The organism is Desulfosudis oleivorans Hxd3 (genome assembly GCF_000018405.1).
Lineage (GTDB): Bacteria > Desulfobacterota > Desulfobacteria > Desulfobacterales > Desulfosudaceae > Desulfosudis > Desulfosudis oleivorans.
In genome coordinates, this window is sequence record NC_009943.1 from 2,888,032 (window position 1) to 2,912,294 (window position 24,263).

Sequence of the window (24,263 nt, forward strand, 5' to 3'; positions counted from 1 at the left end):
TGCGGATTGGCGGCGACGCAAACGCCCGCCTGTCCGCGCAGCGTTGCGAACGGCTATGAGCTGCCGGTCGCAAAGGCCTACCCCGCTTTCCCGAAAATATTATTCCGCACATGCACCTCCACGTAACCGACGCCCGGAATCTGACCGGCCAGCTGCTTGATGGTCTCGACCTTCTCCCTTTTCCGCCGGTTCAACGCACGGGTGGTCACCACCACCGAACCGTCCCTGGCCTGGACCTGCATGTCGCTCATGGATTTCAAAAGCGCGGCCCGTACCTGAGCCGCCAGGGCCAGGTCGGTAAGGCATTTGGTGGAATAGGTCATGCTCTGAAACTTCCGGTACGCCGAGGCCCCCACGATGGTGCGGACCGCCTCCACCGGGTCGATCTGGTCCAGACTGACCACCAGATCATAGCCGGCCGGATCGGCCTCGTCCTTCTGGTAAGCGGCCATGGACCATGCCGTGCGACGCCGGTTTATGCGAGACCTCTGTTTTTCCACCTTCTCCAGGCTACCGCCTTCCCGCTCAGCAGCTTCCCGGCATGCCTGTTTTCCCGTCAGAACACGAATTTTCATGGCATGAGAAACGCCGTTGACGTAAAGATGCGCACCCACGTCCCGGCAGACGATGTTGTCGGCCAGCAGGCGGTCCAGCACCTCGGCTTCGATACAGGCAAGGCAATAACGCCACTGGCGGGGCGGTAACCGCCGCAGCAGGGAAGGCCGGTTATCCAGTGCGTCGTTGAGCCGTTCCGGTTTCACGCCATACCGGTTCGCCGCGTCATGGAGAACCCGCCGGTCCAGCAGGGCGTAGCCTTTTTCTTCGGCAACCTTTTCCGCGATCATTGCCTCCGTTTCGGCAACATCCGAAGAAATTATGATAATAGACATGACCCTCTCCTTATAATTTCCGCGCTATTTTCCGTCAGACGGCCTCCGCAGGCACCACCACTCCCGAATGAATCTCAATATGAAAAATGCCTTCCACCGTTTCTCGAACACGATCGATCTTTTTGGCAAGCTTCCCGCTGCCGTGATCCGACCCGGTCCCGGTGTACACCAGCACGTTCCCGTATTCACAGGTCACACCCACATGGGGAAACTCATCCACCAGGGCCGCCTTGACCCGGCAGGCCACGGCCATGTCCGATACCTGCCGGCGGTTTTTCTCCGTTGCCTGAAACCCATCGGTGCCGGCGGCCTGGCAGATAAAATCCACGGCATTGTCCACGGAAAGCGTGTCAATGCAGATGGTCAGGTCATAGAGGGAGGCGTCCCAGGGATCCTGACCGTACAGGGCCTGAGTCCATTTCCGGCGCTGCCGGTCGTCTTCCTGAATGCGGTTTCGCGCCTCATCCGCTGGAATCCGATCCCGCTTCATGACCACGGCGACGCGCTTTTCCATGTCCGCGTTGATCCGTACCTTGAGCACCTGGGAAAGCCCCTTGAGCAGCAGGTGGCCGGCCAGGCCGTGGTAGACCACGTTGTCCGCCACCACCTGTTCCACCAGGGCCGAACGGATATAGGCCACGTAGGACTGGCTGCTGTGACGGTAGCGATCCAGAATGCCCGGCGCGTCGTGAATGGCCTTTTCCAGCTTGATCTCAGGCACGTTGAACCGGCTGCTGGCGTCCAGCAGTACCTCCCGGCTGATCAGCCGATAGCCCAGCCGCCGGGCCACCTGTTCGGCCACGGCCTTTCCCATGGAGGAGGACCCCCGTGAAATCGTTATAATTGCCATATTCAGACTCCTTGATGTGAAACGTGCTCATATTCCGTAAATCAGGCTGATGGCCGCAATCATCACCACCAGGAAAACCACGCTGACCAGGGACCCGGCCTTGATGAAATCCACCGTGCGATAGTGGCCCGGCCCCATGTAAAGGGCGTTGACCTGGTGGGTGGGCAGCACGAACGAATTGCTGGTAGCCAGCCCCACCACCAGGGCCGCCATGCGGGGGTCCGTGTGGGCCGCGATGGCCATGTTCACCACAAGGGGCACCAGCAGCACCGTGGCCCCCACATTGGAGATCACCAGGGTGAACAGGGTGGAAAGAATACCGATCACCGACAGCAGCACAATGGGGGACACATCACCGATAATGCCGAGGAGGGTGTGGGCGATCCAGGCGGCGGTGCCGGTTTTTTCCGTGGCAATGCCCAGGGGAATCAGGCCGGCCAGCAGGAAGATGGTGCGCCAGTCCACCGACTGGTAAGCCTCGTCGATGCTCAGGACCTGGGTCAGCACCATTCCCAGGGCGCCGGTCATCAGGGCCACTGACAGCTGAACCTTGAACCCCATGATCATGGTCAGGGCCACCACCAGCCACAGCCCGGCCCACACGGCCTTTTCCGGCCGCAGGTCCTCCATGTCCGACGGCAGGGAAAAGAGCAGCCCGCCCTCCTTCTGCAGGGTCTTCAGCCGTTTCCATGTGCCGTAAAGGGCCACCACGTCGCCCACCTGCAAAACGATATCGTCCAGCCGGGCCCGGTAGGTCTCCTCCTGCCGGTACACACTCAACGGTGTGACATGAAACCGGTCCTGGAAGTTGATGTCCTGCAGGGCCTTTCCGGCATAGGAAGACCGGGGGGCCACCACCACCTCCACCGTTCCGGCGGTTTCAACCGCCAGCCGGTCCCGGTAGGTTTCAAGGGCCGCCTTGAGCCGCATGCCTTCGGCGGACGCCATCCGTTCGGCATCCGCTTTTCGGCCGCAGACCACCAGATCAATGCCCGCCCGCACCTCGGCGTCCGGCGCGGGGGAAAGCACCTTGTAGTCGGGCGGTTCGGTCAGGGCCACCACGTTGAGCAGGTATCGCCGCCGAATGTCCTCCACAAAAAGCGGATCCCGGTAATCGGTAAAATCATCCGGGGTCCGCAGTTCATAAAATTCGGTCCCATCCGGATCCGGACCGCCGGGCAAAGAAGGGACACCGGTTTCCGAGGCGTCCGGGTCTGGAGCATTCACGGCCGCCCCCTGGGGCAGAATGAACCGGCCCAGCAACACAAAACAGGCAATGCCGCCGGCCACCAGGGCCAGGCCGATGGGCGTGACGTCGAACAGGCCGAAGGGCTCCAGGTTGAAAGGCACCAGCAGGTCATTTAGAAGGATCAGCGGGCTGGAACCCACCAGGGTGACGGTACCGCCCAGAATGGCGGAAAACCCGATGGGCATGAGCAACCGGCCCAGGGGGATGTTCTGCATCTTGCTGATGCGCTGAATGGCGGGCAGAAAAAGCGCGGCGGCCCCGATGTTCTGCATGAAACTGGAGATAATCGCCACGGTAACGGAAATGGCGACAATGATCCGGGAAGTGCTGTTACCGGCAATACGCAGCACCGGGGTCACCAGTTTATTGATCATGCCGGTGCGGTCCAGGCCCGCGCCGATGATGATCACCGCGATGATGGAGATAACGGCGTTGCTGCTGAACCCCACAAAGGCCTCCTTGGGCGTCACCAGGCCCAGCAGGGGCAGGGCCACGGTCATCAGAATCGCCACCACGTCCACTCTCACCCACTCCACGATAAACAGAAAAACCGCCAGGCCGATCATGGCCATCACCAGGATCATGTCAAGGGTCAATGCGTCCATAGTCACTCCGTCTCCGGTTGGTCTTTCCCGGGCGACTGTCGCCCGTTCTTTTCATTTGTATGTCAACTCCGGTCATCCCGCTTGCTGACGGTCAGAAGCGGGCACTCCAGGCTGCCCGCAATCTTTGAAAGCCAGTGGCGCTGGCCGGTGCGGGCCCTGTCCGGCAGATCTTTTCCGCTGCCCCATACAATGGCCTGAAACGGGGGCCGGTTGGCCAGAAACTTCACCATCTCCTGGGCCGGATCGCCGAGCTTCAAGGCCGAGTTCACTTCGATGCCTGCCTGAATAAAAGACTGAAGGCAGTCAGACAGAACCCTGCCCGCCCGAATTTCAATATTTTTGACGACACTGCGCCGGGGGCCGATGGACGTGCGCATGTCAAAAGACATGGGCACGATCATCAGCAGCGTAAGCCGGGCGTCAATGCGCAGGGCAAACTCCCGCGCATACATCAATGCCTCGGGCACAACCGCTTCATTTTCGAACACCAGAAGAATGTGACGCGACATTTTTATCTCCTGGCCGACTGCAACGCAAAAAGCCTGCCAAAAGATAAAAAACCATAACAATTTGAATTTAAGTTATATTTGAATTGCGCCGCTGAAGGCCGATGGCACGGAGGGTTGCAGATTGCAACATGCCTGCGGCAAAACAGAAGGAATCGGTAACAAAAAGGGAAAGGGACCGGTTTGTTGCAAAAACGAACGCGGGTGTTGCAAAAATCTACTCAAGGTCGTATTTTTTCATCTTCCTCCACAGCGACGCCCGGTCAATACCCAGAATTTCCGCGGTACGGGACCGTGCTCCGCCGGTGATCTTCAACAGGTGGGCCATATAGTCCCGCTCCAGTTCGGCCAGGGTCATGAAGGTTTCGTCCGGCGGTCTGTAAGCCTGAAGTTCCAGGGCCACCAGGTCCGGGGGCAGATCGCACTCGCGGATTATCTCCCCCTGGCAGATCGCCACGGCCCGCTCCAGAATATTTTCCAGCTCCCGCACGTTTCCGGGAAAGGCGTAGCCGGACAGCAGGGCCATGGCTTTTTCGGATATGGCCTGAATGTTTTTCCCGCCCTGCCGGTTAAGGCGGCTGAGAATGTGGTAAGCCAGCAGGGGAATGTCCTCCCTGCGCTCGGCCAGGCCGGGCAGCTTGATGTTGACCACGTTGATCCGGAAATAGAGATCCTTGCGAAAGATGCCTTCACCCACCGCGGCCTTGATGTCCGCGGCCGTGGCGGACACGATACGCACGTCCACGGGAACGGGCCGGCTGCCGCCCACCCGCATCAGCTCTCCTTCCTGAAGCACCCGCAGCAGCTTCACCTGCATGGCGGTGGGCATCTCCCCGATCTCGTCAAGGAAAAGGGTGCCGCCGGAGGCCGCCTCCACCAGGCCGATGCCCCTGCTCTCCGCGCCGGTAAAGGCCCCCTTCTCGTGGCCGAACAGCTCGTTGTCGATGAGGGTTTCACTCAAGGCGCCGCAGTTAAAGGCCAGAAAAGGTCCGGCAGACCGGCGGCTGGCCGCGTGAATGGCCCGGGCCACCAGCTCCTTGCCGCTGCCCGAGTCGCCGGTGATGAGCACATTGCATTCGGTGGGCCCGATCTGGCCGATGATGGAAACCACCTCCCGAATCCGGGCCCCCTGGCCGATAATAACGGGGCCGGCGTCGTTCCGGTCCTCCCCCTGGGCCCCTGGCCGGGCGGACCGGCGGGCGGAAAGCAGGTGCAGGGCCTGGCCCACCCGCTCCCTTACCCGGTCCGGGGTAAAGGGCTTTTCCAGGTAATGAAACGCCCCCTCCCGAACCGCCTCCACGGCGCCGTCCAGGGAGGCGTACCCGGTGATCAGGATCACCTCGATATCCGGGAACCGGGCCTTGACCCGGGTCATCAGCTCCATACCGTCCATGGCGGGCATGCGTACGTCGCTGATCAGCACATCGCAGGAATTGCTCTCGATATGATCCAGTGCCCGACGGGGATTGGAAAAGGCCGACACCCGGTGGCCCTCTTTTTCAAGAATCCGCCGCAACTGCTTGAGCGTGATGGGTTCGTCGTCAACAACGACAATGTGCGATATCATCAGGATCTCTCTGTTTGCGTCGCCAAGGGGGAGAGGGGCGGCAAGCCTCCTGCTCGCCCCCTTGCATGTTCGGCCCTTTGCTGAAAACCGGACACTAACCGATGTATCCGGCCAGGGGAGAGTTCTTCAGGGCCGCGATGGCAAAGGACTGTTCAGCTTCGATATACGCTTCAATGGCCGCCACCCCTTTTTCAGGGTCCCGGGTTTCCAGGGCATCGATAATGATCTTGAAATAACGGGTGCTCTCTTCCAGGGCGTCGGCCTTCAGGGCAATGGCCACATACTGCAGGCGCCGCAGGTTGGGCATGATGCCGTCGATCAGTTGCAGAAGAACGGGATTTTTCGTAGCGGCAATGCCCGACGCGGCAAAGTCCAGAATGGCCTGGTAAAACCCCCGGCCGTCATTGACCCTGGCCGACTGGACCATTTGATCGTAGGCGGTAATCAGTTCCATGCGATGAGCCTCATCGCAGTTTTCAATTCAGCGCCGCACCACATGGCCGAAGAGCAGGGCGAACACGTCGCAGAACCCCCGAATGCTCTCCTCCGTAACCTTTCGCACCCGTGCGCCGCAACGGGGAATGATCTCCACCAGGCCGGTTTTTTCTAAAATCCGCATGGCCTCGCGCACCGGGGACCGGCTCACCCCCAGCTCCTCGGCGATCTTCTGCTCCAGGATGCGCTGGCCCGGTTCGATCTCCAGATGAATGATCTTTTCAATAATGTGGTTTGCTATCTGGTCTGAAAGTGTGCCTGCCAGAGAAAGATTCATTTCTTTTTTCGCCGCCTCCCTTTTGCGCCTTCAATATATTCCGGTCAAATAACAGAAAAAGAGATTTTTCACAATTTTCCTGTTGACAAAAAAACTCAATCAGATATTGTCGACAATATACAAAATGCTTAAGGAGCTGTCAACTCAAACCCTATTATCGCCTCCGGCAGGGATAGGCGGCCAAAAAAAGCAACCAGCGCCGGAGCGGTCATCAAAAAGGAGCCAGCCATGAACACCACCCAGCATTACGACGCCATTATCGTCGGGTCAGGCCCCGGCGGGGCAACCGTGGCCAGGGAACTGACAAAGCAGGGCAAAAAGGTCCTGATTCTGGAATGGGGCAGCAACGCGCCGATAAAGGGGTCCATGTTCCAGATGGCCCTGAATGCCGGCATGCCCGGCAAAAGCGTGCTGTTTACCAACAAAAAGATGCTGGCCATGGTGAGAGGGATCTGCACCGGCGGCAGTTCTGTTTTTTACTGCGGTACCGCCTTTGATCCGCCGTATGAAATGATGCGGTCCCACGGCATTGAACTTGAAGAGGAAACGGCGGCGTTAAAAAAGGAGCTGCCTATTGCCCCGGCCGGTGACGCCATTTTCGGCCCGGGCGCCCGCCGCATGATGGAAAGCGCCCAGGAAATGGGCTATGACTGGAAGCCACTCAACAAGTTCATCTACCAGGACAAGTGCAAGCCCGACTGCTGGAAGTGCAGTTACGGATGCCCGGAAGGTGCCAAGTGGAGCGCCCGCATGTTCGTGGAAGAGGCCGTCACCGATGGCGCTGAACTGATCAACGGCGCAAAGGTGACCCGGGTGCTGTTTGACGGCAACACCGCCACCGGCGTGGAATACAAAAAGAACCTGGGCACCCACAAGGTCACCGCCGACCGGGTCGTCATCTCCGCCGGCGGGGTGGGGTCTCCCACCATTCTCCGGGCCAGCGGCATTTCCCGGGCCGGCTACGACTTTTTCTTTGACCCCCTGATCATGGTATTCGGCACGGTAAAAAACCTCAAGGGCAAAGGCGAAATCCAGATGGCGGCCGGTGCCCACATGGCCGACGAGGGGTACCTGATGGTGGACCTGGATTTTCCCTGGCCCATGTACATGGTGCAGAGCGCGCCCAAGCTGCGGCTGCACAAACTTCTCTCCAGGCGCGATACCCTGATGCTGATGATCAAGATCAAGGATGACCTGGGGGGCCGCATCACCGACGGCGGTGGGGTCCGCAAGGACATCACGAAAAACGACAAGGCCAAACTGCAAAAAGGATATGAACGGGCAAAAGGCATTCTGCAGAACGCCGGAGCTAAAGGGGTGTTTTCCGGCTGGACCGTGGCGGCCCACCCCGGCGGCACGGTCAAGATCGGTGACGTGGTGGATTCGAACCTGAAAACCGAAAAGGAGAATCTCTACGTGTGCGACTGTTCGGTGATGCCGGATGCCTGGGGCATTCCCCCCACCCTCACCCTGCTGGCCCTGGGTAAGCGGCTGGCAAAGCATTTGGGAGAGGAAATGGACGCAAAATAAATTACGCTTCTGACCTTGAAAAAATAAGGGCGCCGCATACTGCCGCGCCCTTATTTTTTGGGTTTTGCCTCGTCCGGTGGCACCGGCCGCCACCGGACCCTGAGGGCCAGCCCCACGTAACGGAGGTTCTTGAAAAACGAGTTACGGCTCACCCCTTCGGTGCGGCCGGTCCAGAAGGTGGGCACCTGGCAAACCGAATACCCGTACCGGATCGGCTTGACCGTGGTTTCGATAAAAATTTCGTGAAGCGTGGCCTTCCAGCAAATGCGGTCAACCACGATTTTTTCCAAAACCTTGAGGCCGTAGGTCAGATCCCCCACATCCGTAGCGTAGACCCTGCGGAACACCTGCTGAAAAAGCCAGTTGGCCATCAGCTTGACCGGATTGTACCGGGCAAACCCACCGCCGGGCAGCCACCGGTTGGCAACCACCACGTCACATCCGCTCTCCTGGATTTTCCTGACCATACGATCCACGGCTTCCGGCTCGGTTTCAAGATCGGCCGACAGCACAGCCACGTGGGTGCCGGTGGCCGCGGCCATTCCCTGGCGCAGGGCAAGGCCCACGCCGGGATTCTTTTGTTGAACCAGAATCGTCACCAGGGTGTGTGTTTCGGCCAGCTGCCGACACACCGCCATGCAGGCGTCAGAGGAAAACGGGGAAACCACCAGAAGAATTTCGTGAATATAATCCCGGTCCTGTTTCAAGAGCCGCTCCACCGTCTGGACCAGGGCGCCGGTCTCAGAGTAGACGGTGATGATGATGGAAAGTCTTATGTATGAGGACGCGTCGGTCATCCTTAACCCGAATATTTCATGAAATTTTTCGACATTGGTAAGTTTTTTATAATATACAGAATGTTGTAATAGATCTCAGGCTTTTTTTGAAAATACAAGCTATCATGAACAACTTGTGGCATTTTATGCCAATTTTATGTCGAAAAAATTCACCCTTCGGGCGAGTCACCTTGGTCCCGCCATCGGCGGGACTGTGTTGCGGAGCATTCGCGGTAGATTGACTACAGCTTCATGTCCCGCGCCTTGCATCTGCGGCCAAATCAACTCGTGAAATATCCGAGTCAATTCCGATCGGTTTGCGTATGTACGGCGTATCTGCTTGATCGCATTTGTGAACTGGTATATATACGGTCTGCGGCCAAAAGACAACCACCCAAATAGATCCAACCCTCAAAATACGGGCAGCAAGCGTGCGCAAACCGTTTCACATCGTGTTGACCACCATCGATACCCCCCGGGTGCTCTACGATTACCTGGAGAACATCAACCGGTCCGGCTACACAGGCCAGGTGAAGATATGGATCATCGGCGACACGAAGACCCCTGCGGCGGCCGGTACCATTGCCGAAGACCTCACCGGCAGGGGACTGGAAACCGAATATATGGACATGGCCGCCCAGGAGTCCTGGGGGAAAGGCTGCATCGATTTTTACCGCCGCCTGCCGGTCAACAATGAAACCCGGCGCAACATCGGTTTTTTAAAGGCCCTTGAAGCGGGATGCGAGATACTGATTTCCATTGATGATGACAACTATCCGCCGGAGGAGAGTTTCATCGACGGTCATGCCGATACAGGAAAACCGTGGAGAGGCCCCATGATCGAAACCGGTTCCGGATTTCACAACACCTGCCGTTACCTGGAGCTGAGCCCCAAGCGAACGGTCTTTCCCCGGGGATTCCCGTTCCGGCTTCGAGACGCGGACGACCCTTCAGACATGGCACTGGCTGAAGCCGATGCCCGCATCGGGGTCAAGGCCGGGCTGTGGACCGGCGCGCCGGACCTGGACGCCGTCACCTGGCTCAACGGCCCGGTGGAAAGCCTCTCCTATGTGGGAAAACCCGCCCACGTACTTTCCCAGAACACATGGATTCCCCTGAGTACCCAGAACCTGAGCGTGTGCCGGAACCTGATTCCGGCCTGCCTGTGCGTTCCCATGGGACACGACATGCCCGGGGGCCGGCTGGAACGGTACGGCGACGTGTGGGGAGGCTATTTTTTACAGGCCCTTATTCGGGGGACCTGTTACCACGCGGCCTTTGGCCACCCCGTCACCCTGCATTCGCGCAACCCCCATGACGCGCTGGCCGACCTGCGCCGGGAATACTGGGGCATGCTGCTCACCGACTGGCTGGCAGACCTGCTCCGGCACCGGTTTGCCCCTTCCGCGCCGGCCATGACGGACCGGACCAGGGAGCTGGGTGACTTCCTGCGCGATGAGGCCACGGCCCTTGTGCCGGACTGGTGCCCGCCCGAGGTGGGGGTGTTCATGGCCATCACAGGAGAAAACCTGCGGTTGTGGGCCGACGCCTGCGCCCTTTTCCTGTAAGGCCGCCCCCGCTTTAATGTAATCCCTTGGAAGCCCGCCTCAAAAAAACCGGCAGGTAAAAAGGCAGCAGGTGGGGCTGGGGAAAATCCCTGACGATCCGCATCATGCGCAGGGGGTTTAAAAAGAAGGTCCGGTTGGCCTTGCGCTGGTAGGTATAGAGGGTGTCATCCGACACAGCCGACAGGTTGATAGAAATTCCGGAATATTCCATGTCAGCGTAATCAATGGCCGCAACCTTCTCCGGGCATTGGCGACGGGCCATTTCGTAAAGTTCCGTGTTGGGAAACGGCGTGACCGTAAAAAACGAGATGGTGTGAAGGCGGGAGCCGCAGGCCACGTCAATGGTCATTTGCATCTCCGCTTCGGTTTCCGTGGGAAATCCCATCATGGCAAATCCGTTGGCATAGACCCCGCACCGGACCGCGATCTCCACATTTTTTAAAAACTTGCCGATATTCAGGTTTTTTCTGACCAGGCCCTGAATTCGGGGCGAGCCGGTCTCCAGGGCAAAACTGGCAAAATACATGCCCGCGTCGGCAAGGGCTTCGATCTCTTCTGCCGTAAAAATATCGGTGCGCACCCCGTTGGGAAAGACCAGCCGGGTCTTGAGATTGCGGCTGTGAATCAGATCACAGAAGGTCATCAGCCGTTTTCTGTCCAGGTTGAAGATATCGTCCAGAAACTCAAAATCTGAAATGCCGTACGTTTTCGAAAGAAACGCGATTTCATCCACGATCCGGTCCGCCGAGTGGCCCCGGAAGGTGTCACCGAAAATGCGGTGGCAGTAGGCGCATTTGTAGGGGCATCCCCGGCTGGAAAAAAGAGAGGCATACCGGCGTCGGGGAATGGGCGGCATGGACTGGCGCTTCCAGTAGGCCGGCAGGTCGATCAGGTCATAGGCCGGGGGCGGCAGGCTGTCCACATCCTGAATGAACGGCATGCGCCCTGGATTGATAACGATGGTGCCGTCCTTGTCCCGCCAGAAAATTCCCGGTACATCGGCCAGACCATCGCCTTCAAACCAGTGGCGCAGAATCACCTCAAAAACCAGCTCCCCTTCACCGGGCACAGCGGCATGGGCCGCGTTACCTTCCAGGGATTTTTCCTCAAAGGCCGATACATGGGGGCCGCCCAGCAGGAGCAACGCCTCGGGCAACAGGGCCCGAAGCTTTTTCGTAATATAGGGGATCTTGTGCGATGCCGATGTCAGGGCGCCCAGCCCCACCACATCGGCCTTGAAATCCACGGCCATCTTCACCAGGGCGTCATTGGACAGGTTGTGCAGCTTCTGGTTGACCAGGCAGAATTCGGCGGAAAACTTGGACCGTATATAAGCGGCAAGGGACATGATACCCAGCGGCGGCGTCACCAGTTGAAACACCCGGGGCCGGTCACCCACATTTACCAGAAACACGCGGATCTTTTTCACTGCAATCGGTGCCTTTCACATATCGCGCCCGGATTTTATTCAACAGGCCGCGTCTTGCGCCACAGTCGCGCCTGTGGCCGTTTCGGACTCAAGGAGGACGCATGACCATCCGCGCTATGTATAGCGCTTTCTTTTGGTGCGGATCAAATAAAAAGTGAGGAGCCCCGTCACCAGGGCCAGGGCCATGGCACAGAGTGCCAGCAGTTCCCACTGCCCCAGGGGGACGGACTGCAAGAGAAACGGCCCCCGTCTGCCATCAAACAGGCCCACCAGGGGAGAGGCGCTCCACTGAAAATATATCTGGTTGTTAGCGATGATGGAGATTCCCTGCTGGAGATTGACCATCCTGAGCATGTAGTAAAAGGATATGGGTTCACCGAGACAGAAATAGAGCTGCTGCACCGTACAGGCAAACAGGAACGCCCCGGCGGCAACCGGTCGCCAAAAACCGGGCGGACGGTCCCCGGCGAAAAAATCGGCCAGCCGGCACCCGATGGGTATCAGCAGGAACGGCAGCACCATGAGAAAATATCGGGGCCCCAGGCAGAAACCGCCGTGCCAGTCGCTGCGGCACGCAATGAAAAGCAGGCGAAACAGGACCATGGCGATGATAACAAAAGAGAGATACCGGTAGCGTTTATGCAGGTACGGCCACCAGAAAACAGCGGCGATCAGAATGGGACAGAACCAGAAAACCCCCTTGCCCGGACTGGCAAGAAGACCGGCCAGCCCTTCCCATGGAGTGGTAAAGACTCCGTAAGCCACCCCCTCAGCGGTCTGACGTCCCAGTTCAAAAGGATTGCCGAACCGCATGTAATTATAGATGCCGTAGAGCAGGGCCATAATACCTGTTCCGGCAGTAAAGCCTGCCGCGACCCGCGCACAGATCCACCGGTTTTCCCAAAAGCCGGTTTTCGACCGTGCCCACGGAGAAATGGCAATCACCAGAAAAAAGGGTGTCATCAAAATCGCCGTGATATGGGTGGTAAAGGCAAGCCCCAACAGCAGGCCGCTGCCCAAAAAACGGACGGCTTTACCTGAAACGGGGAAAGTATTGAGATCTTTTCGCGGAGAAATCAGGTAAAAAGACAACAGGACAAAAACCATGGCCAGGGGCTCTGCAAACATCGTTCCTGAATAGTGCCACAGGGGCGTGGCCAGGCCCAGCAGCAGGGCTGTGATAAAGGCCGCAAGCGGGCTGCCGGTCAGCCGGCGAATGATCAGAAACTGTAACACCACCACGAGGCTTGAAACCAGGGGGGTAAAAAAGGACACCAGGAACCGCAGGGCATGGGGCGCCATGTCCGATGGTCGCTGTTTGAGAATGTAGGACCGGAAAGAGAATCCATCCGCGGCAAAGCTGATGGGAATGCGCCGGTATTCATACCATCGGGTCTGGTTAAGGCATGAGGCCACCCGAATAAACGGGGCCAGAAGGACAGACTGCGCGGGAGCGAACCCCGAATATCGCCTGTTGTCACACCCTCTGGGCAGGCCAAAATCCGGCCATGCCTCCAGGTCCTTTTCAACAGCAAAAGTGCCGTTCATTGCAAGGGATTCTCCCACACGGAAAACCACCTCGCCGTCCGGCGTTCGAACGCCGCCGTAGACCATCAGGGAAAACAGAAGAAGAGAGACCAGCCACGGCACCAGAACAGGCCCCGGCACACGAATCTTTCGGGCGGGAATTATCATAAGAAAAATCAGTCGGACTTCTCTTGAATGGCAAGCAACTCCAGATCGACGATGAGCATGGCGTTGGGACCGATCACGCCACCTTCGAGAAAATTGCCTTCTTTGCCGTGGGCCAGTTCCGACGGGATGAAAAAGCGGTATTTGCTGCCGACGTTCATCATCGTCAGCGCCTCTTCCCAAGCGGGGATGACACCGGCCACCTTGACCCAGACCGGCGTGCCCCTTTGATAGGTGGACTCAAACACCGTGCCGTCCAGAAGCTTCCCTACCATGTGGATCTGGACATTATCGACAGCCTCGGGCCGGGGGCCGTCCCCTTTTCTCAACACCGTGTACTGTAAACCGCTTGCGGTAACGACAACCCCCTCTTTGTCTCTATTATCCGCAAGAAAGGCTTTCTGCTCATTTAAATTTTTTTCCGCGGCAGCGGCAATTCGTTTGTTGTGAAATTCGCGCTCCTGCTGAGAAACCAGGGCCTTTACCCCAGTCATCTGATCCGGAGAAAGCATGGGTGTGTTGCCTGCCAGACCGTCCTCAATGCCCTGAAGAAACGCTTCCCGGTCAATAGTGACCGTCTTCAGTTCCTCAAGCGTGTAAATCATCTCCAGCCCTACAATATAACTGAACTGTTTTGATATGTTATCAATTTTTGCCGCCTGCTCTTTTCCGCCATCTGAACAGGCCGTCATGCACAACATACCAAAAGCCATTACTGCAGATGGCAAGCGCTTTTTCATGTTGATTCCTTCCGCAGGGTGCTGTAGTTTACCCAAAAAGGGTTGTTTGCTTTGAAATTCTTAATGTTATTATCCGGTTATCCAAACCTTGTCAAGCCAAAACAACGGGACGCAATGATCAGGCGGTTCATCTTATCCAGGTGGATACAGGCGGGAATACTGGCGGGAATGGTGTTGGTGGCCTATCTTCCATCCACCGACCACTCCTTTATCTGGGACGACGACTATTATATCACTCACAACATGACCCTTGCGGGCTTTTCCGGGTTGAAACGCATATGGCTTGAGCCCGGCGCCACGCCGCAATACTATCCTCTGGTCTTTACCAGTTTCTGGCTCGAGTATCATCTGTTCGGTCTTAACCCGGCAGTGTTTCATTTCACCAACATCCTTCTGCACGCCGCAAACGCCGTGCTGGTATGGCTGATCCTGGCCCGACTGCGCCTGCCCTGGGCATGGCCGGCCGCTGCCCTGTTTGCGCTTCACCCGGTCAACGTGGAGTCCGTGGCATGGATCAGCGAACGCAAGAATGTACTTTCCGGAATGTTTGTTCTGCTCTCCCTGCTGTTTTTAATCCGCGCATCTCTTTCCGGAACCGGCGGGAACCAGTACCCCGAAACGGCTTCAACAAACAGGCGGCTCTCCTACATGACCTCCTTTTTGTTTTTTATACCGGCCCTGTTAAGCAAAACCGTCACCTGCATGATGCCGGCAGCGTTCCTGATGCTGGTATGGTGGAAAAACCCTCAGGGGGGGGGCAGAAAAGCAGTGGCAACGCTTCCCTTTTTCCTTGTCGGGGCCGCGGCCGCGCTGCACACCGTCATCATGGAAAAAAGCCACGTAGGGGCCTACGGGATGGAATGGGCTTTCAGCACAATCGACCGTGTGCTGATCGCCGGGCGGGCCCTCTGGTTTTACGCATACAAACTGGTCTGGCCGGCAAACCTGGTGTTCATCTATCCCCGGTGGGACATCAACGCCACTGTATGGTGGCAGTATCTGTTTCCCGTCGGCGCGCTTGGGGCCTTTATTCTACTCTGGGTGACAAGAGGCCGGCTGGGCAGGGGGGCTTTGACCGGTGTGGCGATTTTTGCGACAGCGCTTTTTCCCGCCCTGGGATTTATCAATTACTATCCCATGCGATATTCCTTTGTGGCGGACCATTTTCAGTACATGGCCGGCATCGCCCTGATCGCCCTGATAACGGCTGCGGCCCATCGCCTGTTTCATGGCATCCATCGATTTCCCGCTAAAACAGCCTGCATTCTGTTTTCCGTCCTGTTGTTGCTGCTTGGCACGCGTACCTTGCAGGAACAGAATAAATATGAGAACCTCCATACTCTGTGGCGGGATACGCTGCGAAAGGACCCCTTGTGCTGGATGGCCCACAACAACGTCGGGGCACTGCTGTCTAAAATCGGCAATTATGAAAAGGCGATTGCCCACTTCAACAAATCGCTCAGCATTTATCCGACAAACGTAATGGCCCATTTAAACATCAAGGGTGTGTCTAAAAAACTGACCGGTCAAACAACAGGGCCGCTGCTTTACGCTGGCGAACCCGGACGGCCCCGACTGATGGCATGGGATAACCGGCTGGCGACTGTCATGACACGATTGGGATGGGATAAAGCGGCGAACCATTATTATCAAAAAGTCATGGCCGTGGATCCCCGGAATGCCGAGGCCCACTACGGAACAGGCCAACTGCTGGAGCGACAGGGAAAAATCGACGCTGCGATTACCGCCTATGAAACAACGCTGGATATCGACCCCCTGTACACGGACGTTTACCAAAGACTGGGAAAAATCCATCTGACGCGCAACGAATACGAGAAAGCGATAGACCGGTTTTTCATGCTGTTAAAAATCGATCCGTTCCGGGCAGAGGCATTTGAGCAACTGGGGCTCTCCTATTATCACACAGGCGACTTAGAAAACGCAATCAGAGCCTACCGACTGGCCCTCAATATTCAACCCCATAACCGGGCTCTCCAAATGACGCTTTCGCGAATACTGACACAGCCTGAACCGGTGGAGTCCCTGCCACCACGGCCATGACACGAACGCACTACCTACAAGCATACAGCCCCCCGGTAATGACCGTTGTCGTTCTGTTGCTCTGCGCGGGCGCCGGCCTTCGCATCGCCGCCGCCAGCGACTGTTTGTGGTTTGATGAGATATGGTCATATATGCTGAGTCGGCATATGACTCAACCATGGCAGGCGCTGACGGTCGTCAATGTAGTGGACAACAACCATCCTTTGAACACCTTCTTTATGTACATGATGGGTGATCCTTATGACTGGAGATGGTTCCGCGTACCGTCCCTCATCACCGGCACGCTCCTGTTGATTCTCATATGGCGGGCGGCAGACCGGTTCAGTCCATCCGCGGGAATGCCGGCGCTTTTCATGGCGACGGTTTCCCACCCTTTTATTCTCTATTCTTCAGAGGCGCGGGGATACGCGCCGGCCCTGTTTTTTTTGGTATCCGCGTTTTTCTTTATTCAGCAGTACTGGCAGGAGCGCGGCATACGACCGCTTGTGTTGTTTTGGTTCACCATCACGATGGGTCTGTTGGCCAACCTTACCGTGGCGTTCATCTGGCTGGCCATCTTCCTGTGGTCGGTTATGCACGAACTGCGCGCGTCCTCGTCCTTCCGAACCTTCATGGCCCACATCCTGAAATGCCATCTGGTGCCGCTGCTGCCGATGGCTTACCTGTCGCATGCCTACCTTGTCAGAAATATGGCGGTCGGCAACATCGGCAGTCGATCGACTGAATTTATCACGGATTTTCTGGCTACCGTGGTGGCAGCCCTCATGGGCACCCCGTCCACAGGGGGATGGTTTGTTGCCGGCCTCTTTCTTTTTATTTGTGTTTTTCTCTACGGATGGTGTTCTTTATACAGAACAAACGCGGCGGTTGCGATTTTCTTGCTGCTGGCCGTCTGCCTGCCCCCTCTTTTGGGAAACCTCGGCCGGCAACTGATGTATTTCCGTTTTTCCCTGGTCGCGTTTCCGTTCACTTATATCGTCCTGGCCATCGGAATCGCCGCCTGTTATAAGGGGAATCGCTTGGCCAAAACACTCTGCCTGCTTTTTGTACTTTTCTTTTCTTACGGCAATATCACCCGCACCCACGCCTTGATCACCATTGGGAGAGGGGATTACCTGGGTGCCATGTTCTATATGGCGGCGCAACCCCACACAGGCCCGAGAGCGACTGCCCCACGCGATGACGACCGAACTATTCTTGTCGGCAGCGATAATGATTTTCGCAACCTGCCGATCTTATACTTCTATGCCAGATACCTTCCTCAAAACACCAAAATGATCTATATCGGAGAAGGACAATGGCCCACCGAAGGTACGGACTGGCTGATCCGTCATTCCCAGCAGCTGAACCGGGAAATAGCCGCACTGTACCGGCCCAATGACAGGCACGTCTACCGGCTGGAAAAAATATTCCCTTATGCCGGCGTTTCGGGCTGGAACTGGTACCTGTACAAAAGGGTGCCGCCGGACACGACATCCGCGGACCGGCGAAAAAATGTCACAGGGAGTGAAACATCCCCGCCATGAAAAGACTGGTCATCATTCCTTGTTACAATGAAGAAAAAACCGTTGGCGCTATTGCCGAGGCGGCCAGGCCCCACGCCGACCTGTGCTTTGTTAATGACGCCAGCACGGACCAGACCGGCGACCGTCTGCATGCCATTTCCGGCATTCACATCATCACCCACGCCAGGCGCACCCACATTCCCGGCGCCATTCTCGACGGCATGCGGTTTGCCGCGGACAACGGCTACGACGTTGCCGTGACCATGGACGCGGGGCTCTCCCACGACCCGAAGGACCTGCCCCGGTTTTTTGAGCATGACGGGTACGACCTTGTCATCGGGGCAAGACGGAAAACCATTGGAACTCCGGCCCACCGGAAACTGATTTCCCAATGCGCGGCCCGCATCGTCAACTACGGTCTTTCAGATACCTGGCATGATCTGAAAGGACCGGCCTTTTCAGACTGCACGTCCGGGTTCAGAATGTATTCAAAAAAAGCGCTGCAAACGGTTCTGAATGCTTCCCTTGCATCAAGATCCTTCGGATTCCACATGGAGACCCTTGCTGTAATATACACCCACGGACTTTCTATTCAGGAAATCCCCGTCACCTACACGTTTACCAACAGCTCCTTCAATTCGGCGGCTGTGGGGGACGGCCTGCGTGTGGGAATCGGTCTTATCCGAAAAAAAATCGACAACGGATAGCAGCGCCGGTTCGCCCCTGCCTGTTCATTTTCCGCGCCTTGCGTCCTTTGCCCGACTCACCGCGTAAAATATTCAGGTTATTCGCCGGACGATTCCATGACACGAAGCCGTGCCAGGTTTTTTCTGGCGGTCTGATATTCCGGGTCGATGGCAAGCGCTTTTTCCAGGTGCTGAATGGCTTCCGGTATCCGCCCGCTTTGCGCCAGGGTCGTGGCTAAATTATTATAAAATTCCGGTTGCCCGGGGTCTGCCGCCAGGGCCGCCCTGTAGTGATCAATGGCCTCGTCGATTTGTCCCGTATCGGCCAGCAGATTGGCCAGGTTGTTATGGGCCAGGGCAAAATCCGGATTCAGGGCCAGTGCCCGGTGATAGGCGGCCAGCGCGGCCGACACGGCCCCTTTTCGCGCATGGGCAAGACCCAGGCAATGGTAAAGGCGGGGGTCCGCCGGTGAATGCGCAAGGGCCTTTTGATAATAAACAATCGCCTGGTCCGTCGCTCCCCTTCCCAGCATAATGTTCCCCAGGTCGGTATAAACATCTTCCGCCGGGCGGTGGCCGCTTTTGAGAAGACTTTCATAAAGGGTGGCGGTGTTTTTCCAGATTGCGGTCTGCCGCCATGAAAGTGTCATAGACCCCAGAACAAGAACGAGTAAAGTCGCCACAAAAAAAGATAAAAGGTGTCGGTTATGTTTAAAGATGTCATGCCCGCCCCACACCAGAATGACAAGTATGCCGATTCCCGGTAGATAGGTATATCGGTGGATCAGCGAATGCCGAAACAGGCCGCTCAGAACGACCGGCAGCGCCATGGTAAGAAGAAACCAGAGCAAGCCGATAATCATGTAAGGCCGCCTGCGGCCGGTATAGAATACCAAGCCCGTTATCAGAAAAAATAAAACCGCTGCGCCCGCGATTTCCCATGCCCCCGGTGGCACATAGTCAAGCCCGCTGAAAACAGACAGATTAAAAGGAAAAAGAATCTTCAACAAATAAACGAGATAAGATAACGGAACGCCGGCCAAGACATCCGTGAAAAGAGGAAGAATCGAGTCTTTTGGAATCATACCGCGGACAGGTGTTTTGATGTACAGATACGTCGCCAGGCCAGCTCCCGCCAGTGCGACAAGAAACAGAGGCGTTTTTTCCTTCAGCAAAGCGGTAACAGACAGGCCCGCATGCTCTGGAAGAGCACACGGATTATATGCAGGGGCTGTCCCGCGCCACCGGCCAAGCGGCCAGTAGTCCATCAGCAGTAGAACAAAAGGCAGATAAATGACTTCGGGTTTTGCCAAGAGACCGGCCACATAAAACAGGAGAACCAGGGCATACCCGGCCTTCGTCGGCCTTTTCGCATACCGGAAATAACACAAAAGGGTCAGGATAAAAAAGAAGCCGCTCAAAAGGGTGACACGGCAGGGCAGCCATACCACCGGTTCCACGTTCAGGGGATGAACGGCGAAAAGCGCCGCCAGGCCGGCGCTTTTCCATGTATCGCCGGTGGCGAACCGAAACGCGTAAAAAAGAAACAACGTATTGATGATGTGGATAAAAACGTTGACCATGTGGTGCAGGCCAAAGGCTTGGCCGAAAAGCACAAGGTCCAGCATGTGAGACAACATGACCAGCGGCACCCGGTACGGGAAACAGGAAGGCCCGCCCGTGAACGCGGCCGAGATATCAAACCCATGGGCCGTATGGACGTCCGCGTAAGACATGACCGTGTAGTCGTCATCCCTTACAAGCTCGAAGTTTCGGACCTGTGCGTATACAACAAGCACGGCCATCGCCAGCAGCAGGCTGATAAAAATTTCCCTACCATGCTTCTTCATGACCACGTCCGTCCGGCTGGGTTTCGTCAACGATCGCCATCTCCTCCGATAGCTGCGGCGCCCTGCTGCTGCATCATCAGAAGTCTGACGAGGTTTTCTCTTGCGGTGGCATAGTCCGGTTGAATGGCCAGGGCCTGACGCAGGTGAAACACCGCTTTGTCAAACTCTCCTTTGCGCGCAAAAGCCGTGGCGATGTTATTGTGCGCTTTGTACAAAAAGGGGTTGTCCGGGGTCAGTGTCTTTTCAAAACAGGCAATGGCCTCGTCTGTTCGTCCCATTTCAACCAGCAGGTTGCCCAGGTTGTTACCGGCCATCGGGTGGCCGGGATCATATTTCAGGGCCTGCCGGAAACCGGCGGCGGCCCGCTGGCGGTCCCCCGCTTTCAAAAACGCCGCGCCGAGATTGTTGTGGACCAGCGCGTTTTCGGGATCCATGGAAAGCGCCTGCCGGTAAAAGGCGATGGCTTCATCAATACGGCCTTTTTCCAGAAGCGTGTCGGCAAGGTTGGTGACAGCCTGAATGTTGCCGGGGTGCAGGGCCGCCGCGTGTCGATAAAGAGTCTCACTGTCCCGGAAATGCCGTACATGGGCGTGGGAGACAAGTGCCAGAGCGATAATGGCGGGGGCAGTCACGCAAAGAACCGCGGGACGAAACCGCCGGAACCGTTGCGCCAGGTCGGCGACGATCCAGCCGGCCATGATAAAAAGCCCGATGGCGGGCAGATAGGTATGCCGGTCCGCCAGCACACGGCCCGACCCGGCCATCATGACCGCAACCGGCGCAAGGCAAAAAACAAACCAGAACCACCCCGTCAGCAGATAGGGCCGGGACCGGCGGGCCCGAATCACGACCACCGTGACGACTGCCAGGATGATGACTCCGGCGACCGCGGGCCACAACGATTCTGATCCCGGAGGCGCCGGCCGAATAAGGGTCAGGTCAACAGGCCAGAAGAGCCTTCCAATGGCGGTCAGATAAGACGAGGCCGTCTTCAGGAACCATTCACCGGGCCCGGGAAGAGGCGGGCGGGATCCGGCTTCGGCACCCAGAAGCCGGCCTGTCAGCAAGGCACAGCCCACCGTTGCCAGAAAGGGAATTTTCTCCAGCACCAGGCGCCGCGCCGGCACGCCACCGGTGCCGGCGCGGCCCAGGGGCCAGAAGTCGAGCAGGCAGAACACCGCGATCAGCGGTGCTATCTCGGATTTTGACGCCAGGGCCAGGACAAACATCAGCAATACTGTCGCATACCGTCGCCAGGAAGGGCCATGGGCGTAATACAGGTAGGCGGCCACGGCCAGCAGGCCGAAAAAAACAGCCAGAACGCTGTTCCGGGTCGCCAGCCATGCCACGGGCTCCACGTTCAGCGGGTGAATGGAAAACAGCATCGCCGCGATACCGGCCGGAAACGACCGGCCGGTGGTCAGGGACAGAGCAAGAAACAGCGTGATGCCGCTGAGAACATGAAACAGCAGGCTGGTCAGGTGGTGGTGCCCGAAGTTGTCCCCGAAAAGTTGAAAGTCCGCCATGTGGGAAAGGATCACCACAGGCACCCAGTAAGGCATATTGTCCGGAACGTCCGTGAACGCCCAGACAATGGAGGAAAAAGAGAGTCCCTGCTGAATATGCCTGTTTTCGGTGACAATCGGATCATCGTAAGATACGGCGTCATGATGCCGTATCTGCAGAAATACAGCCAGGGAAAGCGCCGCCAGCAGCAGACAGACGCCCGCGTGAGTACCCAGGGACCGCGTTCTCTTGACCGGTTTGTTCGGCAATACAGCCTCTCTGGTTTCCATCCATAAACGGCTTTTTTCTCATTTTACGGATTGGAAACGTTTTTCGTGCCCGCATAAAAGCATGGATGAACACCCATTAAAAAATGCCGCAAAAAAAATCCGTCGCCGGGCACGCCGCGGTTGCCGGCCTTAACGGTCGCCACGGCCCGCCATGAGATTCTTATAATATTCAGTGTCCCGGATGTTCTCAAGGTCGACATCCCGTTCCAGCAGGGGCCACAGGTCAAACCCGCTGCTGAGGGCCCTCTCCAGCCACATTATCGCCGCCGTCCTGTCGTTCTGAACGGCATAAAGGCAGGCGATGTTGTACGCGATGCTGGCCGCGCTGTCCGGCCGCTCGGCCAGCAGCCGTTCCAAAAGGCCGGCAGCTTCGGCATACTTTTCCTGTGTCCGGTACAACGCCACAAGGTTGTTGGCCGCGTCCAGGAACCCGGGGGTCAGTGCCATGGCGCTGCGAAAATGATCCTCGGCCCTGCCGGTCTCCCCCCGGGAAGAGAGCAGCAGGCCCAGGTTGTTGTGAGCCGCTGCCAGGCCGGGATTCAGGGACAGGGCCTCCAGGAAATGGCTTTCAGCCACGTCTATTTTCTTGCGGTGGGCATAGATGACCCCCATGTCGTTATGGGTGTCGGCCAGCAGCCCGGCCGGCGCGGTTTCCCGGTCCTTCAAAATACGGATATAATGGTTCAGCGCGTTTTCAAAATCATTCTTATTAAAAAAAACATTGGCCAGGGCATATCGCGCGTCAAAAAAATCGGGTTTCACCTCCAGTGCCCGGGAAAAATAAGGCACCGCCCGGTCCGTATCTCCCCCCTTGATCAGCAGCAGGCCCATGTTGTAGTTGGCCTGGGGAAGATAGGGATTGATACGCAAGGCCTCGGTGATCTGCTCATGGGCGCAGGCATAGTTTTTCCTTTCAAAACAGACTTTTCCCAGGTTGTTGTGAATCAGGTCGTTATTTTCGGTCACGGCAAGGGTATGCTCAAAAAGCGTGGTACTGTTTTTCCAGTGCCCGGTTTGCCGGAACGACATTACACCCAAAACCGCCACGGCGGACGCTGCCAGGCCCCACACCACAAATCGCCGGCCTGGCCGGGCCGCCGCATAACCGGCCAGGTGCCAGGCAATGGCCACAAACAGGCCGATTAAGGGAATGTAGGCATAACGGTCGGCCATGGCGTGCTGGCCCACCTTTACCAGGCCGATGACCGGCACCAGGGTCACAAGGTACCAGACCCAGCCCACAATCAGATGGGGCGCCCTGGTCCGTGCCCGCCAGGAGACGGTCGTGATCAGAACCAGAAGGGTGGCTGATCCGGCCCACTGCCACAGGGGGATTGCCTTGGGAAAGGGGTAAAACACGGCCAGGGAAACCGGCCAGAGCATCTTTCCGATATACAGCACGTAAGAGACCAGCGCGTTTTGAATCCGCAGAAAAACCGGCAGTTCCGCCAGGGAGGTTATGGCGCCGGTCTGCTGCTGGACGGAAACCGTGATCCCCAGAAACACCAGGCTGATGGCCAGCAGCGGCATCTTTTCTTTAACAAGGTCCCAGACCCGCCCCTTTGACAACCGGCCCAGGGGCCAGAAATCCAGCAGCAGCAGAATAACCGGCAGGGAGATTAGCATGGGCTTGGCCATCATGCCCAGAACCAGCAGGACCGTCACCACCAGGTATCGTCCCACAGACGGTGATCGGGCATATTGTGTATAGGCGCCCATGGCCAGTATCCAGAAAAGCGTGGACAGCAAACCCTTGCGGCATGCAATATAGGAAACCGTTTCTGTGTTCAGGGGATGAACGGCAAACAGGGCTGCCACCGCCAGGGCCGATCCCAGGGAACCGGTCATGCGCCACAGAACGAGAAACAGCAGGAGTGTGTTGACCAGATGTAAAAACAGGTTGGTATAATGGTGGCCGGCCGGATCGTTGCCGTAAAAATGAACATCCGCCATGTGAGAAATCCAGGTGAGCGGGAACCACATGCCCTCCCGGGTGGTAAAGGACTGTTTCAGGCCATCCAGTGTCAGGCCATTCTGAACATGGGGGGCCTCCACAAAAAAACTGTCGTCAAATTCTATAAACGCGTGACTGCCGATGTCATGGTAAACCCCCAGGGTCAGGGCGGCAAGCACTGCCATGGCAAGCGCCGCGGGCCACAACCGTTTTTGGTGGATGGTCTTCATCGCCAAA

The 24,263-nt window shown here is 57.3% G+C and carries 19 protein-coding genes; 5 read left to right on the top strand and 14 right to left on the bottom strand.

What is annotated here, in order from left to right; translation table 11 throughout:
* Positions 1-77 precede the first annotated feature (77 nt).
* The 7 genes from DOLE_RS12295 to DOLE_RS12325 form a co-directional block, all read right to left on the bottom strand.
* Positions 78-890 carry a cytidylate kinase-like family protein gene (locus DOLE_RS12295; RefSeq protein WP_012175813.1) on the bottom strand — a complete coding sequence of 271 codons (813 nt, stop codon included), beginning with the start codon at positions 888-890 and terminating at the stop codon, positions 78-80.
* Between the two features lie 34 nt (positions 891-924).
* Positions 925-1,740 carry a cytidylate kinase-like family protein gene (locus DOLE_RS12300; RefSeq protein WP_012175814.1) on the bottom strand — a complete coding sequence of 272 codons (816 nt, stop codon included), beginning with the start codon at positions 1,738-1,740 and terminating at the stop codon, positions 925-927.
* Positions 1,741-1,767: 27 nt separating this feature from the next.
* Complete coding sequence (locus tag DOLE_RS12305; RefSeq protein WP_012175815.1) at positions 1,768-3,594, bottom strand: SLC13 family permease; 1,827 nt, start codon at positions 3,592-3,594, stop codon at positions 1,768-1,770.
* Between the two features lie 62 nt (positions 3,595-3,656).
* Positions 3,657-4,103 carry a universal stress protein gene (locus tag DOLE_RS12310; RefSeq protein ID WP_012175816.1) on the bottom strand — a complete coding sequence of 149 codons (447 nt, stop codon included), beginning with the start codon at positions 4,101-4,103 and terminating at the stop codon, positions 3,657-3,659.
* A gap of 214 nt (positions 4,104-4,317) precedes the next feature.
* Complete coding sequence (locus tag DOLE_RS12315; RefSeq protein WP_012175817.1) at positions 4,318-5,667, bottom strand: sigma-54-dependent transcriptional regulator; 1,350 nt, start codon at positions 5,665-5,667, stop codon at positions 4,318-4,320.
* Between the two features lie 94 nt (positions 5,668-5,761).
* Entirely contained in the window at positions 5,762-6,148 is a 387-nt protein-coding gene (locus DOLE_RS12320) for an FCD domain-containing protein (protein ID WP_269719166.1), read from the bottom strand.
* A complete protein-coding gene (locus DOLE_RS12325; protein ID WP_012175819.1) occupies positions 6,149-6,439 on the bottom strand; it encodes a GntR family transcriptional regulator in 291 nt (96 codons plus the stop codon).
* A 228-nt stretch (positions 6,440-6,667) separates the two neighbouring features.
* On the opposite strand from DOLE_RS12325, the gene DOLE_RS12330 reads away from it, so the two are divergent.
* On the top strand, positions 6,668-7,969 hold the full coding sequence (locus DOLE_RS12330; protein ID WP_012175820.1) for a GMC family oxidoreductase N-terminal domain-containing protein: 1,302 nt from the start codon (positions 6,668-6,670) through the stop codon (positions 7,967-7,969).
* 50 nt (positions 7,970-8,019) lie between these two features.
* Here the strand turns inward: DOLE_RS12330 and DOLE_RS12335 are convergent, their stop codons facing one another.
* The gene (locus tag DOLE_RS12335; protein WP_012175821.1) at positions 8,020-8,766 is read right to left on the bottom strand and encodes a glycosyltransferase family 2 protein; all 747 of its coding nucleotides are present in this window, start codon (positions 8,764-8,766) and stop codon (positions 8,020-8,022) included.
* 410 nt (positions 8,767-9,176) lie between these two features.
* Between DOLE_RS12335 and DOLE_RS17530 the strand changes: the two genes are divergently transcribed.
* Entirely contained in the window at positions 9,177-10,313 is a 1,137-nt protein-coding gene (locus tag DOLE_RS17530; RefSeq protein WP_012175822.1) for a hypothetical protein, read from the top strand.
* A gap of 13 nt (positions 10,314-10,326) precedes the next feature.
* Here DOLE_RS17530 and DOLE_RS12345 read toward each other — a convergent pair whose 3' ends face one another.
* From DOLE_RS12345 to DOLE_RS12355, 3 genes are all read right to left on the bottom strand, one after another.
* The gene (locus DOLE_RS12345; protein ID WP_012175823.1) at positions 10,327-11,742 is read right to left on the bottom strand and encodes a B12-binding domain-containing radical SAM protein; all 1,416 of its coding nucleotides are present in this window, start codon (positions 11,740-11,742) and stop codon (positions 10,327-10,329) included.
* A gap of 114 nt (positions 11,743-11,856) precedes the next feature.
* Positions 11,857-13,437: a phospholipid carrier-dependent glycosyltransferase gene (locus tag DOLE_RS12350; RefSeq protein ID WP_012175824.1), complete on the bottom strand. Its 1,581-nt coding sequence runs from the start codon at positions 13,435-13,437 to the stop codon at positions 11,857-11,859.
* Positions 13,438-13,445: 8 nt separating this feature from the next.
* Positions 13,446-14,210, bottom strand: a complete 765-nt coding sequence (locus DOLE_RS12355) for an FKBP-type peptidyl-prolyl cis-trans isomerase N-terminal domain-containing protein (protein ID WP_153304423.1) — start codon at positions 14,208-14,210, stop codon at positions 13,446-13,448.
* 78 nt (positions 14,211-14,288) lie between these two features.
* Between DOLE_RS12355 and DOLE_RS12360 the strand changes: the two genes are divergently transcribed.
* From DOLE_RS12360 to DOLE_RS12370, 3 genes are read left to right on the top strand one after another with little or no spacing between them, the layout of a single operon-like run.
* Positions 14,289-16,235, top strand: a complete 1,947-nt coding sequence (locus DOLE_RS12360) for a tetratricopeptide repeat protein (protein WP_012175826.1) — start codon at positions 14,289-14,291, stop codon at positions 16,233-16,235.
* A gap of 38 nt (positions 16,236-16,273) precedes the next feature.
* Entirely contained in the window at positions 16,274-17,761 is a 1,488-nt protein-coding gene (locus DOLE_RS12365; RefSeq protein WP_041280545.1) for a glycosyltransferase family 39 protein, read from the top strand.
* Positions 17,758-18,447: a glycosyltransferase family 2 protein gene (locus DOLE_RS12370; RefSeq protein ID WP_012175828.1), complete on the top strand. Its 690-nt coding sequence runs from the start codon at positions 17,758-17,760 to the stop codon at positions 18,445-18,447. Before DOLE_RS12365 ends, DOLE_RS12370 begins: the two co-directional genes overlap by 4 nt.
* Before the next feature lie 77 nt (positions 18,448-18,524).
* On the opposite strand, the gene DOLE_RS12375 is transcribed toward DOLE_RS12370, so the two are convergent.
* From DOLE_RS12375 to DOLE_RS12385, 3 genes are all read right to left on the bottom strand, one after another.
* A complete protein-coding gene (locus DOLE_RS12375; protein ID WP_012175829.1) occupies positions 18,525-20,306 on the bottom strand; it encodes a tetratricopeptide repeat protein in 1,782 nt (593 codons plus the stop codon).
* Positions 20,303-22,072 carry a tetratricopeptide repeat protein gene (locus DOLE_RS12380; protein WP_012175830.1) on the bottom strand — a complete coding sequence of 590 codons (1,770 nt, stop codon included), beginning with the start codon at positions 22,070-22,072 and terminating at the stop codon, positions 20,303-20,305. Before DOLE_RS12380 ends, DOLE_RS12375 begins: the two co-directional genes overlap by 4 nt.
* 129 nt (positions 22,073-22,201) lie before the next feature.
* Positions 22,202-24,256 carry a tetratricopeptide repeat protein gene (locus DOLE_RS12385; protein WP_041280546.1) on the bottom strand — a complete coding sequence of 685 codons (2,055 nt, stop codon included), beginning with the start codon at positions 24,254-24,256 and terminating at the stop codon, positions 22,202-22,204.
* Positions 24,257-24,263 lie beyond the last annotated feature (7 nt).

Bases quoted from the DNA above. Each gene is read 5' to 3' on its own strand.
- DOLE_RS12310 (WP_012175816.1), bottom strand. From the start codon at position 4,103: ATGTCGCGTCACATTCTTCTGGTGTTCGAAAATGAAGCGGTTGTGCCC.
- DOLE_RS12295 (WP_012175813.1), bottom strand. From the start codon at position 890: ATGTCTATTATCATAATTTCTTCGGATGTTGCCGAAACGGAGGCAATG.
- DOLE_RS12300 (WP_012175814.1), bottom strand. From the start codon at position 1,740: ATGGCAATTATAACGATTTCACGGGGGTCCTCCTCCATGGGAAAGGCC.
- DOLE_RS12350 (WP_012175824.1), bottom strand. From the start codon at position 13,437: ATGATAATTCCCGCCCGAAAGATTCGTGTGCCGGGGCCTGTTCTGGTG.
- DOLE_RS12385 (WP_041280546.1), bottom strand. From the start codon at position 24,256: ATGAAGACCATCCACCAAAAACGGTTGTGGCCCGCGGCGCTTGCCATG.
- DOLE_RS12330 (WP_012175820.1), top strand. From the start codon at position 6,668: ATGAACACCACCCAGCATTACGACGCCATTATCGTCGGGTCAGGCCCC.
- DOLE_RS12365 (WP_041280545.1), top strand. From the start codon at position 16,274: ATGACCGTTGTCGTTCTGTTGCTCTGCGCGGGCGCCGGCCTTCGCATC.
- DOLE_RS12370 (WP_012175828.1), top strand. From the start codon at position 17,758: ATGAAAAGACTGGTCATCATTCCTTGTTACAATGAAGAAAAAACCGTT.
- DOLE_RS12305 (WP_012175815.1), bottom strand. From the start codon at position 3,594: ATGGACGCATTGACCCTTGACATGATCCTGGTGATGGCCATGATCGGC.
- DOLE_RS12360 (WP_012175826.1), top strand. From the start codon at position 14,289: ATGATCAGGCGGTTCATCTTATCCAGGTGGATACAGGCGGGAATACTG.
- DOLE_RS12325 (WP_012175819.1), bottom strand. From the start codon at position 6,439: ATGAATCTTTCTCTGGCAGGCACACTTTCAGACCAGATAGCAAACCAC.
- DOLE_RS12380 (WP_012175830.1), bottom strand. From the start codon at position 22,072: ATGGAAACCAGAGAGGCTGTATTGCCGAACAAACCGGTCAAGAGAACG.
- DOLE_RS12315 (WP_012175817.1), bottom strand. From the start codon at position 5,667: ATGATATCGCACATTGTCGTTGTTGACGACGAACCCATCACGCTCAAG.
- DOLE_RS12335 (WP_012175821.1), bottom strand. From the start codon at position 8,766: ATGACCGACGCGTCCTCATACATAAGACTTTCCATCATCATCACCGTC.